At 42.0% G+C, this 14,856-nt stretch carries 7 protein-coding genes; 5 read left to right on the top strand and 2 right to left on the bottom strand.

Translation table 11 applies throughout. The annotated features are described in order from the left end of the window. Positions 1 to 184: 184 nt before the first annotated feature. On the bottom strand, positions 185 to 5,719 hold the full coding sequence (gene hhe / locus ACN0QW_RS09630; RefSeq protein ID WP_417430964.1) for a DUF4011 domain-containing anti-phage protein Hhe: 5,535 nt from the start codon (positions 5,717 to 5,719) through the stop codon (positions 185 to 187). 175 nt (positions 5,720 to 5,894) lie between these two features. Then, positions 5,895 to 6,848: a GIY-YIG nuclease family protein gene (locus ACN0QW_RS09625; protein ID WP_417430962.1), complete on the bottom strand. Its 954-nt coding sequence runs from the start codon at positions 6,846 to 6,848 to the stop codon at positions 5,895 to 5,897. A gap of 225 nt (positions 6,849 to 7,073) precedes the next feature. Between ACN0QW_RS09625 and ACN0QW_RS09620 the strand changes: the two genes are divergently transcribed. From ACN0QW_RS09620 to ACN0QW_RS09600, 5 genes are all read left to right on the top strand, one after another. Then, on the top strand, positions 7,074 to 8,564 hold the full coding sequence (locus ACN0QW_RS09620; RefSeq protein WP_417430960.1) for a type I restriction-modification system subunit M: 1,491 nt from the start codon (positions 7,074 to 7,076) through the stop codon (positions 8,562 to 8,564). Next, positions 8,554 to 9,750: a restriction endonuclease subunit S gene (locus ACN0QW_RS09615; protein WP_417430958.1), complete on the top strand. Its 1,197-nt coding sequence runs from the start codon at positions 8,554 to 8,556 to the stop codon at positions 9,748 to 9,750. Before ACN0QW_RS09620 ends, ACN0QW_RS09615 begins: the two co-directional genes overlap by 11 nt. Positions 9,751 to 9,897: 147 nt before the next feature. Then, positions 9,898 to 10,575, top strand: a complete 678-nt coding sequence (locus ACN0QW_RS09610; RefSeq protein WP_417430956.1) for a hypothetical protein — start codon at positions 9,898 to 9,900, stop codon at positions 10,573 to 10,575. 174 nt (positions 10,576 to 10,749) lie between these two features. Beyond that, positions 10,750 to 13,767: a type I restriction endonuclease subunit R gene (locus ACN0QW_RS09605; RefSeq protein ID WP_417430954.1), complete on the top strand. Its 3,018-nt coding sequence runs from the start codon at positions 10,750 to 10,752 to the stop codon at positions 13,765 to 13,767. Positions 13,768 to 13,769: 2 nt separating this feature from the next. After that, positions 13,770 to 14,510: a M48 family metallopeptidase gene (locus tag ACN0QW_RS09600; RefSeq protein WP_417430952.1), complete on the top strand. Its 741-nt coding sequence runs from the start codon at positions 13,770 to 13,772 to the stop codon at positions 14,508 to 14,510. Positions 14,511 to 14,856 lie beyond the last annotated feature (346 nt).

Genomic DNA, 14,856 nt, shown 5'->3' with positions numbered 1-14,856 from the left:
GGATTAGGCATAAGTTGTCAATCGTAGCTAATGCTCGGATTATAGAGGAATAACCAAGGGCCAAAATAAGTATCTATGTAGATCGTTATTTTGACCGATTAATGGACCTTCCTTAAACTATTACCCCTGATACCGATCATGAAGGACACTTTGTTAGTGTTAGCTTGTACATTCTCAAATTTTATTATCCATATTCAGAAATAAGCTCAAGCACTCGCTCAAGATATTTACTTTCTTCAGGCGAAGTCCCTGTGCGTAAATATGCTGGTATGAATTCTAAAAACTCAGCTTTTGACCCTGGTAAATGTTCTAACAATGCATCGAGCATTGCGGGGCGTAAAAGTTGTTTATCGATAGGTGTATTTGGTAGCTCTGTACGTATTATTTTAGTATCAAATTTCTTTAAACGGGTCAGGAGCTTGTCATCGGCTATATCCTGCAGCGTGGCTTCTTGCTCGATTCGTAAAGATTTTGGGATTGAAGGGGATAAATCGTCTTCAATCAGGGCTGAATCATCATCGTCAGAAATCGAGTTCGAGGCCTCTATTACTGACGTTGGGATGGGTTGATCTTGTGAAATAGGTGTTTTTAACCGGTCTAATTCTTTAAATATTGGCTGCAATTGAGCCTGCGGATTTTTAAACCAGTCAGTGGACCAAATTCTTCTAATCGTCCATCCAAGGTTCTCAAGGATCTCTTGTCTTAACCGGTCTCGATCTCGGGTAGATTTTGCCGAATGATAACTTGCACCATCGCATTCTATACCCATTAGAAACCTTCCTGGCATTCCGGGGTCTTTAACTGCTAAATCGAGGAAATACCCCGCTACACCTAATTGAGGTTCGCAATCGTACCCCCTGTCAGCAAGGGCTCTCATTACCGATATTTCAAAATCACTGTCAGGAGCTTTGCCCGTAATGTTGGCGTGATGCAAATGCCCGACTTCGCAATATTCGATAAAAGCTTTTAGCGCTTTCAGACCTCGAGAACTGGTTTCTGAAACTCGAATATGTCCAGAATCCATTGAGGAATGAATATGCATGCGTTTTTTAGACCGTGTGAAGAGTACATTTAGACGCCTCCAACCCATCGGAGAATTAATCGGGCCAAACCTTTGAAACATTGAAGCTGAACCAGCAGTTTCAGGCCCATATGTCATTGATATAACAATGACGTCACGTTCATCACCCTGCACATTTTCAAGATTTTTGATAAATAGTGGTTCGTCTGTTTGTTGGTTTTTATCGTATGCAAGACGAAGCAATTCATCATCTTTAACATACTGATCAATTTGACGTTCGATTTCATCCCTTTGATCAGAGCTCATCGCCACTATGCCGATGGACTCTTTCGGATTATCTAATAGATGTAGCGCAGCCGAGCGGGCAACTTCCCGGGCTTCTTCGGTATTTTTTCTATTTATGAAGCGCCCCTTAGATACTTTTGAAAAGCGAATGCCGAGCTCATCAGATTTTTGAAAAGGTGATGGAAATAATATTAAGTTCGAGTCATAGAAATTCTGATTTGAGAAAGCGATTAGCGATTCATGCCTAGACCTGTAATGCCAACGTAAACGCCGATTCACGAACATTGGGATTACAGATTCAAGAATACTTTCAGATTCCTCAAGGGCGACAGAGTCTTCGCCTTCATCATTATTGAGAGTTTTTTGAAAAAAAGATGTTGGAGGTAATTGTTTTGGATCACCAACGACTACCAAATTCGTTCCCCGTGCTATCGCACCAAGCGCATCTTCTGGGCGAATTTGAGAAGCCTCGTCCATAACTACGAGATCAAAATTAAATTTTCCAGGCTCTAGATATTGCGCAACCGACATTGGGCTCATCATAAAGCATGGTTTTAAAGCTTGGAGAGATTGGCTGGCTCTTCGAATGAGGGACCGTACAGCAATTCTAGGCTTTTTTAGGCCGATGTTATGGCGAATTAGTGAAAGCTCAGTGTAATTTCCGACTTTGCCACTGGAAACACCAGTGGATGGATTTTTTCTTGATGCCTTATGAGCGACTTTTTCCCTTTGTAATTCTTTGAGTTTTTTGTCGTATTCTTGGAACTTTTCACGTACAGCCATTTGCTCCATGCCACTGAACTGCGATAAAGTCGGGTGCTCTTCGAGGACTTCATTGGCCAATTGATGGTACATCACCAATTGCACAATTTCATTCAAGTCCTTTGTTGAAATGCTATCCGTAACTAAATTATTTATAATCCTATCAAGCCCTTGAGAGGAAAGTTTATTTTTCAAACGAATATACTCCAACCACGTTGGAAGCCACAAAGGCTTCTCGAGAGCATATTTATTTCTAGTCAGTAAAAATTGTAGGGAACCGTCAGAATGTTCTGTCCACTCATCCATATTAATGTGGCCAATTTCGGAGAAAGCTATTTCGTCCCTATTTATTGACTTAATCAGCTCATCTATTGTCTTTAATTGTGCTTTAAGTGCTTTGTATTGGTTGTGATCAGCGGAAGAAGTAAAAACAGTTTTTAAAGATGGGACTTCAATAAGGATCTTAGCTACCTCAAGAGTATTTTTTGCAGAAGCTACAAGGTCGTTAGAAAATTCGCCTGGTGATAAGCTAAAGTTAAACAAAGAAGGAACCAATTTCTTTTTTATCGCTGTTGATTGCCACTCCGTAGATTTCGTCTGCAGCGTACCAAGCCTCTTACAAGCATAGCCAAGCTCACCAATTGAATGACTGCCATCGACACAAAAATTTTCGAGGTTGATTAATACTTCACTAACTTTTGTTGATAGGATAGGGATGGCGACATCAAGATGAGTATCTAGATCTTTCAAAGGACTGAAAAGTTTAAACTGATCCCTATAATTATTGGTACTCGTTAGTACGTCATTTGCCATTTCAGATAGTCCCTGATTGGCAGTATCTAAAATACCAATTACGAGATTTCTATCAATTGATAGCAATGCAGTGCCCAGTTTTACTCGATCTCCAAAACCAATGCCATACTCATTCCGAACCAGTCGATACCAATGCCTTAGCATCTCTATACGTTTTATTGGTGTTTCTACCCCCTTATAAAGGTCCTGCAAACTTGGGTCATCATTATTCAAGCGCTCTAGATCATCAATTCCATGAGAGTACTGAATTAATTCTGGAAGGCTTTGTATTAACTGCTTTGTCTTTGGCTTAGTAGTAACCGACAGCTTTATCAGGCTTTTCCTTGCTCGCCTCCATTCGGAGGAGAACCACCGGAAAATGCCCGCATTATCAAGAGTTAATTGGATTTGCTCTAAATCAAGGGTCCTAGGTAATCTATGAAGGCTGAAAATTTCAAGTAAACTTTTATGAATAGGGGTTAGCTGACCTAATTTTTTAGATACTTTATCGAGTAGCGGATCTAGGTCTGGATTGTCATAAAGCTCATTGCGATGCTGCCAAAGATCTGAAGGAAGTTTATCGATAAGGCTGATAAGGGTTGTAAATTCACGGAGACCATATTGACTTACTTTAAAGGAAACCTTCATGTCCTCTGGAATACTAGGAATGATCTGTGAAAATTGTTTAGCAATTTCTTTTGCCTCGTTGCCTGAAATTTCCATGGTTTTCTGGAGAGAAATCAGATCGTTTAAAGGCATTTCCTTTTTGCATCCAAGTGCGTCCATCGCCTTTAAGCACTTAGAGATAATTTCAAATGTTTCTTTATCAGTAATTTTCCCTGCTTTGATAGTTTTACTTAGAGATTTTCCCTCTTCATGAATACTCTGATACTCAGATAGTAGAAGTTCAAATTGGTTACTACTTTCAATAAGAATAGGTAAGGCCTCTAGGGGTTCATCTCCTTCTAGATCAGGAAGTTTTTCAGCACAGGATACGACATCTTCAATCAATTGGAATTGTGGATTTTCAGGTGCATCCAAATTCAAATCATCTAGAAGACCTTTCCAATCGCTTTGTAAGGTTTCGAGAGAATTAGTCCATTTTAATAGTTTCTCATTAAGATCATCGGCTTGAAAACCTATCAAGTCACAATTGGTGACACCATACCAGTAGTGATTAGAAATGATTCCGTTTTCTGTTTGTTGAGATACTTGGTCATAGATACTTCGCAGCATATCAGCGGAATCGCATAATTCCTGCTGCTTAACTGGTGTTAGGCTCTGACCATCAATGCCATCAATTTTTAGTTTATCAGGATTTATACTTAAATGTTCTCTATATCGAGTAGCCTTATTCAAAATTTGATGAAGGCTTAAATTTGTTGCACGCCAATGATTATTTATTAATTCTACATATTTAAGTAACTGAGATTTTAAAGCTTCGTATCGTTCAATATTGACTTTTATATCAGAGGGTGAACGATAATTTTCCTGATTGTTGATCCGTAGATGAAGGTCATTTAGAATTTTTTGTTTATTTGTTTTATGACTATGAAGTTCTAAACAAAAATCACCCAGACCAGCTCGATCCAGCCGGCTCTTGACCACATTAAGTGCAGCCATTTTCTCAGCAACAAATAACACTCTTTTACCATTCGCAATACTAGCGGCGATAAGGTTGGTAATAGTCTGGGATTTTCCTGACCCTGGCGGTCCTTCGATGACTAAATTTTCACCATCAATTGCATCTATTAATGCGCTGTGTTGAGAACTATCAGCATCATCAATAAGAGGATAGGCTTCATGTACCTCATCAATACTATCAATTGAATGCTCAACTTCGTAGCTAGGAGAGTTATTTTCCCGCTCGTCCTCTGTTGAAGTAAAAAATTGTTTTATGATTGGGTGGTCTTCAATTTTTGCCCCTGAAGGCCAATTATCAGGAGAAAGATCTTGGTACATGGCCTGCTTAGTGAAGTTTAGTAATGCGAGTGTCGCTTGACGTCGTATAGACCAACGTGGTTGCTGTCGAAGGATTGTTGAGGATATTTGCTCAAAATAATCTTCAGGAAGAGTATCTTCTTCAATGAACGGAAGGATTAAGCCAAAATCATTTGCTAGCTTCTCAAGTAAGGTTACGTTCGTGAGTAATCCATCATCTTTTGCCGTTATACTATATCTAAATGTCCCTGCTCCCTTATCAAATTTGGTGCGATCTAGTTTTACGGGCAGAGTGAATAGTGGGGCTAAACGTTTCTGATCGGAACCCCTGTTTTCATAGAACTCTAGAAATCCCACTGTAAGATACAGAATATTCGATCCATTTTCTTCAATAGCAATTTCTGATTTACTACGGAGACTCCGTAAGCGGGCCTCTAAGTCAGGTGCGTAAAGTAAAGATTGTATGAACGTGTCGTTATGCTTGTCCTCGCCTTCACTTGCAGCTTCTTTATCTGGAAGATCAAAAGATGTGTCGTAACCTAGATTTTTTGCCCATTTTTCGGCGGTTGGATAACTTGTTGATGTTTTTAGCTGGGTTATAGGGTCTATTGTTATATATCCAGCCTCTATTAATTGATTTTCGGTAGGCTCAGGGACCGGAATAAAAGTTAAGGCTTTTCCTGATTGTAAGACTGAAATAATTTGGTCTGGTAATTCATCAATCAAACGGATACAGCCAACTTTCGGGTGCTTATAGTTTAAGAGTGAGTTTCGAGCGGTTAGGTCGAGCAGTTTTTTTCTCAGAGTTTCCAGTGAAGAGTAAGCAAACTCATTTTTAAGAGATGTTTGTTGAATAGAGGCGCCACTCTCATCAATTGAGGAGGACGCTGTTTTTTTATCAGTGTTGTTATTTACCATTATCTTATCCTCAAGAGAACGATCACTAGGTAGGTGAAGAGCCAATTGTATTTAATTGGGTTAATTTTGTTTTTCTCTTTCGGGGAAAATTTCACCTTGGCTCATATCATTGTTATGTTTCTTTTGTATAATAGAAGGACGAATTGGATAGGATTATGTGGTCATGATAACTTTTTTAATCACCTTGCTCATCAACCTGAGCTTCCTGCCAATCAGCATAGGTTTGGTTTGAACCCTTAACCTTCCATGATGTGCGGCCGTTGTCGGCGCGTCCAAAGATTATTGCTGAAGCGGCGCTTGGGCTGCTGAAAGCGTAGTCTTCTTCAAATTGACTAAGCGGGCCATTAATTTTTAGTGTTCCTGTTTGGTGAAGTAGCTCGTGAAGCCTTGAATAACCTATATTATGCTCACTTTTTCCTTTCCACTCGCTTTGTGCTTTTGAACCCTTAAGGACAATGAAGTCACCGTCAACTTCGGTTGCGAGAGCGTTTAGATCCAATTTTTTGGAGTATATTTCAAACATAGAAGTCTGAGCTTTTATGCCAGCAGGTTTCGTATCGTTTGTCTCCGCTGTTGAAGTTGATCGCTCAATAGCTTCACTTATACGAGGCTTTTCTCTAAGAAACTCATATCCCAACACTGGGAGTGTGATCCTTATTTGCTCGATAAAGAACTCCATGTCGGCAATGTCGGCCTCGGGGAGGTAGCCGTATTCTGGGGCGTTGTTATTGATAACGCTCACTCGACCAGCTTCTTGAGTGATCGAAATGAGTCGGCTTTCAAGATAGCGCGCATGGGCTTTGGTGAGGTTTTGGTCTTTGCTGGTTATTAAACATGCTTTTTCCCAGAAGTCTTTGCCGCCTTGATCCTCGCTCCGGTTGTGTTGGGCTAGGCGTTTACCAACATTATCGCTCTCCCCGATATATACTTTAAGGCGAGACGGATTTTCTGGGTCGCTTCCAGTCAGAAAATAAATGCCGGTGCGTTTGGGCTCTTCACGTTTGACCAGATCAGCCAGGCGGGAACGCGGAGCCGCAATGACGTGGCCGGTCCAATTCATAATTTCTGCGGTGATAATGCCTGTTGGTGTTCCGTCTACGAGGAAAAGACGGATTGAGCGACCCTTCATGGATTAGTCCAGTGATAAAAAATACATAAAAATAACGTTGTTTAGAGAGGTTACTATAGCAATCGTTTGTGGGGTGGCAAATAGTTACTACCATTAAGTGTGAGAAACGTTTGTGGCTGCAAAGTAAATTCTCATTGTTATTGTTCGGGGGAATAACATAGAATTCGAGACGATCCTTACGGGCCTTTTCGGCAAATTTTCGGTACCCAGAAAGAACCTTCCTTTATGTCACAATTAACGTTAGACCAGCTTGAAACCCATCTGTGGGGCGCAGCCGATATACTTCGCGGCTCCATCGATAGCGGGGATTACAAGCATTACATCTTTGGCCTGCTGTTTTATAAGCGCCTGTGCGATGTATGGGAGGAAGAGTATGAAGAACGTTTAGCCGAATACCACGACGCCGAACTTGCTGCAGATCCAGACGAGCATCGCTTTCATATCCCCGAGGGACACTTCTGGAAAGATGTGCGCAAACATGCTTCCAACATTGGTGAGCACCTGAACGTCTCCTTCCACGCCATCGAAGACGCGAACTTTAGACTGAAGGATGTCTTTCAGGACGTGGATTTTAACAACAAGCAACGTTTCCCCGATGCGATGTTGGAAAAGCTGCTGCAGCACTTTGAAAAGCACCGTCTGCGCCGCTGTGATGTCGAACCCGATATGCTCGGCAATGCCTATGAATACTTGATTGCGCAGTTTGCCGATGATGCCGGGAAAAAGGGCGGCGAGTTCTACACCCCAAAGATGGTTGTGCGTTTACTGGTGGAGTGTTTGCAGCCTGAAGAAGGTATGTCTGTCTATGACCCAACCTGTGGCTCTGGCGGTATGCTGTTAGAAGCCTTCCACCATCTGGAACGGCAGAATAAAAATCCGCATTCACTTTCACTCTATGGGCAAGAGAAAAATCTCAACACTTGGGCCATTTGCCAGATGAATCTCTTCTTGCACGACATCGACGATTCCTTTGTTGAACGTGGCGACACTTTGCGAGATCCCAAACATCTTGTCGAAGGAGAGGTGAAAGCAATCAAGACTTTTGATCGTGTGCTGGCCAACCCACCCTTTTCGCTTAAAGCCTGGGGCCATGAAGATTGGAAAGACGGGGATAAATTTGGTCGATCTCTCTACGGTTGTCCGCCTAAATCATACGGCGATCTCGCTTTTGTTCAGCATATGCTGGCAAGCCTCAAAGATGGCGGAATACTGGGTGTCGTCCTGCCACATGGTATCCTCTTTCGCGGAGGTGCTGAAGGTAAAATCCGCAAAGGCCTGCTCGAAGATGATCTGATTGATACTGTTATCGGGTTAGGCCCCAATCTCTTTTATGGCGCGGGCATTCCCGCATGCATCCTGATTTTACGGAAAAACAAACCAGCCGTGCGCAAAGGCAAAGTCCTGATTATCAATGGTTCGGAAGAAATCATTGAGGGCAAAGCTCAGAACCACCTGTCAAAGGACAACATCAAACGCCTTTCGGAGGCTTTCCACGCCCATAGCGATCAGGACAAATTTGCTCGTGTGGTGGAGCTGGAGGAGATCGAGGCCAACGATCACAACCTGAATATCTCTCGTTACGTCTCCACCGAGGAGGAAGAGGAAGTCATCGATGTCGCCGCCGAGCTTTTAAAACTGAAACATTTACAAGCGCAACGGAATGTTGCCGAATCTAAGATGATGGGCTTCCTTAAGGAGCTTGGCTATGATGTATGAAGTACCTGAGGGGTGGACTACCTGTACTCTTGGCGATATTGCCTATAATGTGAAAGCGAAATGGCTGCCACAAAGTCTTGAACGGTACCGATATGTTGGTCTTGAGCATATCGGTCAGGGAACTGGAAAATTAGTTGGCGTAGGAAATTCGCTCAGGGTAACAAGCACAAAGACACAATTTTCTGCAACCGATGTCTTATTCGGAAAATTGCGACCTAATCTTCGGAAAACTGCGTTCCCCAAGTTTGAAGGAGTATGTTCGACTGACATTTTAGCAATTAGGCCTAAGAAAGCGATAGATGGGGAATATCTACATTATCTATTAGCTGCAGATACCACTATTACACATGCAGTAGATACTGCAGCGGGCACAAAAATGCCGAGAACATCGTGGAAATTATTAGCTGATTTAGCTGTCGGCTGTCCCCCATTACTTGAACAAAAGAAAATAGCTGAAGTCTTGACCAGCGTGGACGAGACCATCGCCGCCACCAAGGCCGTTATCGAGCAAAGCAAACAGATCAAAAAAGGCCTGCTGCAAACCCTCCTCACCAAAGGCATAGGTCACACCCAATTCAAACCCTCCCCCCTCGGCGACATCCCTGAAAGTTGGGAGGTGGTTGAGTTAGAAAGCATCGCGTCAGTTGAGAGAGGGAAGTTTTCTATACGGCCTCGTAACGATCCTCGGTATTTCGGGGGAGATATTCCGTTTGTCCAAACAGGTGATATTGTTGCTGCGAATGGTTTTTTGAGAAGACATAAGCAGACCTTAAATACTGAGGGATTGAAGGTTAGTAAACAGTTCCCCATAGATTCAATCCTTATCACTATTGCTGCAAATATTGGGGATACAGCAATCACAACCTATCCCATTTGCTGCCCTGATAGTGTGGTCGCGGTTCAGCCTAAAGTTGGCTTTAACGTTTGTTGGTTACAGCATGTGTTGAGCTCTAAGAAAACACACCTTGAATCTGTAGCGACACAGAATGCACAAAAAAATATAAATTTAACTCACTTAAAGCCATTATTGATTGCTGTGCCCCCTCAAGATGAACGAGAGCAGATTGCGATGTCCCTGAATTCCCTTCGTAATAGTATCGAAGCGAATAAAGAGAAGCTCGTCCAACTCCAAACCCTTAAATCCGGCCTTATGTCCGACCTTTTAACCGGCCGGGTACGGGTCTGATTTTGGCCCTCAGTTTATTTGGTTAGCGCTATGAATGAGAGTTATTTTATCAGTGAAAAACTGCTCGTTATAATTTTAAATGTAATGTGGAATTGAGTCTTGATAGATTTAAATAGAGTTACAAGCCTCCGAGCGAAAGTAGCATGAATGAGTGATAATTCCACCCAACCTCCTCTTGGTGATACCGAAGGAAATTGCATGTCGAGACTTGCTGCGAGTCTCCCCGGTGTGATTCCTGTCGTAGGGCCAATTATCCAAGCGGTTATTTCAGAAGTAATCCCCAATGTTCGTGCCGATAGAGTGGAAACGTATATCCACTACCTTCAAGATCAGATTGACGAACTTAAGTTAGAACGTGTCTTGAAAAAACCCGAAGGGCAGGACTTTTTTGAGGAAGGCTTATGGCAGTCCGCACGAGCTTTCACGGATGAGCGCCGTCAGTATATTGGGGAGTTGGTGGTGTCGGGTCTTAAGCATGAAAATACGGAACAGAACAGGATCCGTCACTATCTCCGTATATTGAACCAGATCGGCGACGAAGAAATAATCATTCTTTCGAGTTATCAATCTGAGTACCAGGTAATAAACAGTGAGATCGCTTCGGCTTTTTGGAAAAAACATTGTAGTGTTCTTGGGCCCTTTAGCCAAACAATGGATTCACCCGACCTTCCAAAAGCTGCGCACAAAGATTCACTTCTGGCACATCTGGCTTCCTTTGGTCTTCTAAAAGTCACAGAAGAAGACTGGCAAAAAAGCAATGTTAAGTATGCGCTGACGAATCAGGGAAAAACTTTGTTAGGATACATAGGTATCTTGCAAGAATAAGCGGCAAGTCCTCAGGTGTTTCTTTAGAACGTAGAAAAGAGCTGTAAGCCAAGTTATGAAGCAACAATAATGTGTTGATCGTCATAAACTTGCCCCTTAACTTATGGTAGAGAAAATAATCAATCAGAATCGTATGATTTGATGTGAACCACTGTTATCAGGGATTAGGTAAATATGGGCGGGGAGTGGGTACTTGCTGAAAAGCCAACAATCGAATGTCTTAGGACATTAGGCTATAAATACCTTGATCCTGAAAAACATAAAGAACAGCGTGATGGTCAAAATCATGTGTTGCTTCGGCCTGTCTTTATAAAGGCCATTCAAAAAATAAATGGTATCTCTGAAGAAGATGCGCAGGCTGCCTATTTGGAGCTAATTTCCAAGACAGATAACGAAGAATGGTCCCAACTTCTTCGCGGTAATTACAGTCGTACGGTACCGGGAAAAGCAACCAAGCAGACCATCAAGATCATTGATTTCTTAAACATCGATAATAATACCTTCACTGTCACCAGTCAGCTTTATGTGAAGTCAGAACAGTCCCGTAAACCTGATGTTGTGGTTTACGTTAATGGCATTCCTTTAGTCATTATAGAGGCCAAATCTCCGCTCAATTATAAAGATAAAACTGGCGAAGCGTTTGAGCAGATAAAACAGTATGAGCGAGATATTCCACGACTGTTTTATTCGAATGTTTTTAACATACTGACCGATGGCACGAATTGCCTCTATGGCTCGACGGGAAGTCCATCCAAGTTTTTTGCGAGTTGGAAAGATCCTTGGCCGAGGCAGAAAAGTAGTTTCGATGATGAATTGAGTAAGGGACTTTGGTGCTTATTAGAGCCCTCGCGACTATTGGATCTGCTGGCACATTTTGTGGTGTTCGAAAAAACTGAAGAAGGCGTTGTCAAAAAAATCTGCAGGTATCAACAATTTAGGGCGGTAAATAAAATCGTAGCACGGGTTGTCGATAATCAACATCGTCAAGGCTTGGTTTGGCATACTCAGGGTAGTGGTAAGTCTCTAACCATGGTCTTCGCAGCCTTAAAGTTGAAGATGCATTATACGATTGAGAGCGCAGAGCTGACCAACCCTAACATTCTTGTGCTGACGGATCGAATTGATCTTGATGATCAAATTAGCAAAACCTTTCAAGCCTGCGGTCTTCCAAATCCGGATCGCATGAATAAGGTTTCAGATCTACAAGATGCGATCCATGCCGGGGCAGATGGTTTGGTTGTATTGTCCACCATTTTCAAATTTCAGGGATCAGAGCAAGCAATTGATAATTCAGAAGATTGGATTGTCATGATTGATGAGTGTCACAGAACTCAGGAAAAGGATCTCGGTGCCTATTTGAGAGCCACATTGCCAAAGGCACGGTTCTTTGGCTTTACGGGAACTCCGATTAAAAAAGATGACAAGAATACCTATCAAAACTTTGGTGTTGAGGGCGAAGGGTACCTGGACAAGTATGGTATCGATGATGCCGTAGCTGATGGGGCCACGGTACCGATCTATTACACGGGCCGTAAAACCGATTGGCATATTGATGAAGCTAAGATTGATATTCTTTTTGATAACTGGTTTGCCGATCTGCCTGAAGACAAGCTTGAGGAGCTAAAAAGCCGAGGGGTAAGTCTTTCTGATTTGGTGAAGCATCCCAAACGGATCGAGCTGATAGCTTATGACATTTGGACCCACTTTAAAGCCTATGCTCGCCCTGATGGATATAAAGCTCAGATCGTCTGTTTCGATCGTGAAGCAATAATTCTCTATAAGCGTGCGCTGGATAAAGTCATTGCCGAAGATCTTGGTGATGCGAGTTTGGCAGCTTCTATGTCGGCTTGTGTTTTTTCGGCGAACCAGGAAGACAACAAACCATCTGAAGATAAAAGGGTTCAAGACATCCGCAAGGGGCTTGTGCTTTATTATCTGGATCGGGCTGCAGAAACTGATGTTAAGGCGCTTTTTGGTAAGAAGGGTGAACAACCAGAATTTCTTATAGTTTGTGACAAACTGCTAACCGGTTTTGATGCGCCAATTGAATCCGTAATGTATCTCGACAAACCTTTGAAAGAGCACACATTGTTACAGGCGATCGCCCGGACAAATCGTGTTGCTGATCCGCAAAAGAAAAGTGGGCTGATCGTGGACTATATCGGGGTGTCGAAGAATTTGGATGATGCCTTATCCAGCTATCGATCTGAAGATGTTCAGAACGCGATGCGAGACCTGGATGATCTGCGTTCAGAATTACGCGCTGCTCATGCGACGGTTATTGGGCTAATGAAAGGTCTTAAGCGCGGTAAAGGCAAGTTTATCAAGCCTGAATTTGATGCCTTTGTGAAAATTCTTCAAGCCGAGGATGATTGGTTTACCTTTCGACGGAAGGCGAGGGAGTTCATTGGTATTTATGAAGCCTTAAGCCCGGATCCAGCTGTTTTAAGTTATACGGCTGATTTGAAATGGATTGCTGCTTTCTTACAATACGCAACACAGGTGTTTGAGAAAAAAGAAGCTTTTGATCATAAATCCTATTCTGGCAAAATTCGGGAGATGCTGGATCAACATCTGGATGCCACGGGGATAAGTACAACAGTTAAGCTTCGACATATTACTGATCCGGAATTTTGGGATGATTTTGATGTCGAGGGAATGACCGAAGATGACCTGAAGACAGCAGCTATTCGTAAGACCACAGAGTTGCGTAAGATGGTATCAGAAAAGGTCTCTGATAATCCTCTACAATATCAGAAATTTTCTGATCGGTTGCTCGCCTTATTGGAAAAGCTTGATGGAAGTCAAATTTCTTGGGGTGATAAGCTCAAGATGGCAGAGGAACTTGCCAAAGACATAGACGCAGAGAGTTCCGCTCATGAAAATACGGGGATGTCAGAAAATACCTATGGTATTTATAAAATTCTGGAAGCTTTAAAATCAGATGATCAGATTGAAGTTTATTCTCTGGAAAATCTTGCGAGTGAAGTAACTGGTTTATATGAAGATGAAGGGACAGCACCGACCTTATGGCAAGATAAGCCAGAACTTCGTAAAGGCCTACGCCAGCAAGTTAGAAAGAAGGCGCATGGGTTTGGACTGACAGATTGGAAACAGGTGCCTGAACGAGTAGAGGAATTTGCGGTAAAACATATGAGTAAGCGTTCAGGTCAAGACCGAGGGAAAAGCTAGTCATGCCGATCCTCACTGTTGGTAATACAGATATTGCTTATAACATTAAGCGATCCAAAAGTGCTGCGCGCCGTCGGGTATACCTTAGCCTGGATGGCGTTGATGTCGTCGTACCAACAACTTGTAGCGATGATCAAATATCTGATTTCGTTCACCGCAAGCGGCGGTGGATTTTTGATGGTACTGAAATCCTCAAAGAGAAACAGGCCGAAAGAAGTAATGTATCGCGCTATGTATCCGGGGCAAAAATTCCCTTTCGAGGCCGTCGTATGAGACTTCGTGTTGAGGTTTACGCTGGGTCTTTTGTGGATGTTCAGTATAAAAATGGTTTTTTGGTCCAGGTCCCGGAAGACCTGCCCATATCATCACGAGACGCTTTGATCGAAGACAATTTACGATTATGGCTGAGGAAGCGTCTTCGCGAAGATGTCTCGGCCTTCGTCAAAAAATATAAACGCAGCCACGACCTCATCCCAAAAGGAATCCAAATAAAGGATCAAAAGCATTTATGGGGCAGTTGCGGTCAGGATCGCGTGATTAATATAAATTGGCATTTAATCTTTGCGCCAAAAACAGTTTTGGAATACGCCGTGGTGCATGAGCTTTGTCATCTGAAAGAAAGAAATCATGACAAAGCTTTTTGGTCTTTGGTCGGAAGTATTATTCCCGATTATGAAATCAGAAAAAAATGGCTCTCTCAGAACGAGCATTTATTAGCGATGGATAGAGTAATATCTCTATGAGTAAGAATTCGGGCATTTTTTTCGGAATTTAATTAATTAATTCCTCGAAATTATTTTATTTGAATAAATTAATTTATTTCTCATCGCTATCACCAGATTATTTTTTATAAAGTGAATTTGGTTATTCTTGAGAAAATTAATTCTATTCCTGCATTTAAATTATCGGTTAAATATCAAATTTCAGATAAATATTGGGGTGAATACTCATTTTATTTAATGGTATTCCTCACAATATTTATCTAAAATTTGATATTTAACAAATAATTTAAATGCAGGAATAGAATTATCGGTTAAATATCAAATTTCAGATAAATATTGGGGTGAATACCATTAAATAAAATGAGTA

The organism is Kiloniella sp., from assembly GCF_048259265.1.
Taxonomy (GTDB): Bacteria; Pseudomonadota; Alphaproteobacteria; order Kiloniellales; family Kiloniellaceae; genus Kiloniella.
Note: the sequence above shows the minus strand (reverse complement) of the source record. Positions and strands in the feature narration are given on the sequence as shown.

Excerpts from the sequence above, each read along its gene's own strand:
- hhe (WP_417430964.1), bottom strand. The coding sequence starts at position 5,719 with ATGGTAAATAACAACACTGATAAAAAAACAGCGTCCTCCTCAATTGAT.
- ACN0QW_RS09620 (WP_417430960.1), top strand. The coding sequence starts at position 7,074 with ATGTCACAATTAACGTTAGACCAGCTTGAAACCCATCTGTGGGGCGCA.
- ACN0QW_RS09600 (WP_417430952.1), top strand. The coding sequence starts at position 13,770 with ATGCCGATCCTCACTGTTGGTAATACAGATATTGCTTATAACATTAAG.
- ACN0QW_RS09605 (WP_417430954.1), top strand. The coding sequence starts at position 10,750 with ATGGGCGGGGAGTGGGTACTTGCTGAAAAGCCAACAATCGAATGTCTT.
- ACN0QW_RS09625 (WP_417430962.1), bottom strand. The coding sequence starts at position 6,848 with ATGAAGGGTCGCTCAATCCGTCTTTTCCTCGTAGACGGAACACCAACA.
- ACN0QW_RS09615 (WP_417430958.1), top strand. The coding sequence starts at position 8,554 with ATGATGTATGAAGTACCTGAGGGGTGGACTACCTGTACTCTTGGCGAT.
- ACN0QW_RS09610 (WP_417430956.1), top strand. The coding sequence starts at position 9,898 with ATGAGTGATAATTCCACCCAACCTCCTCTTGGTGATACCGAAGGAAAT.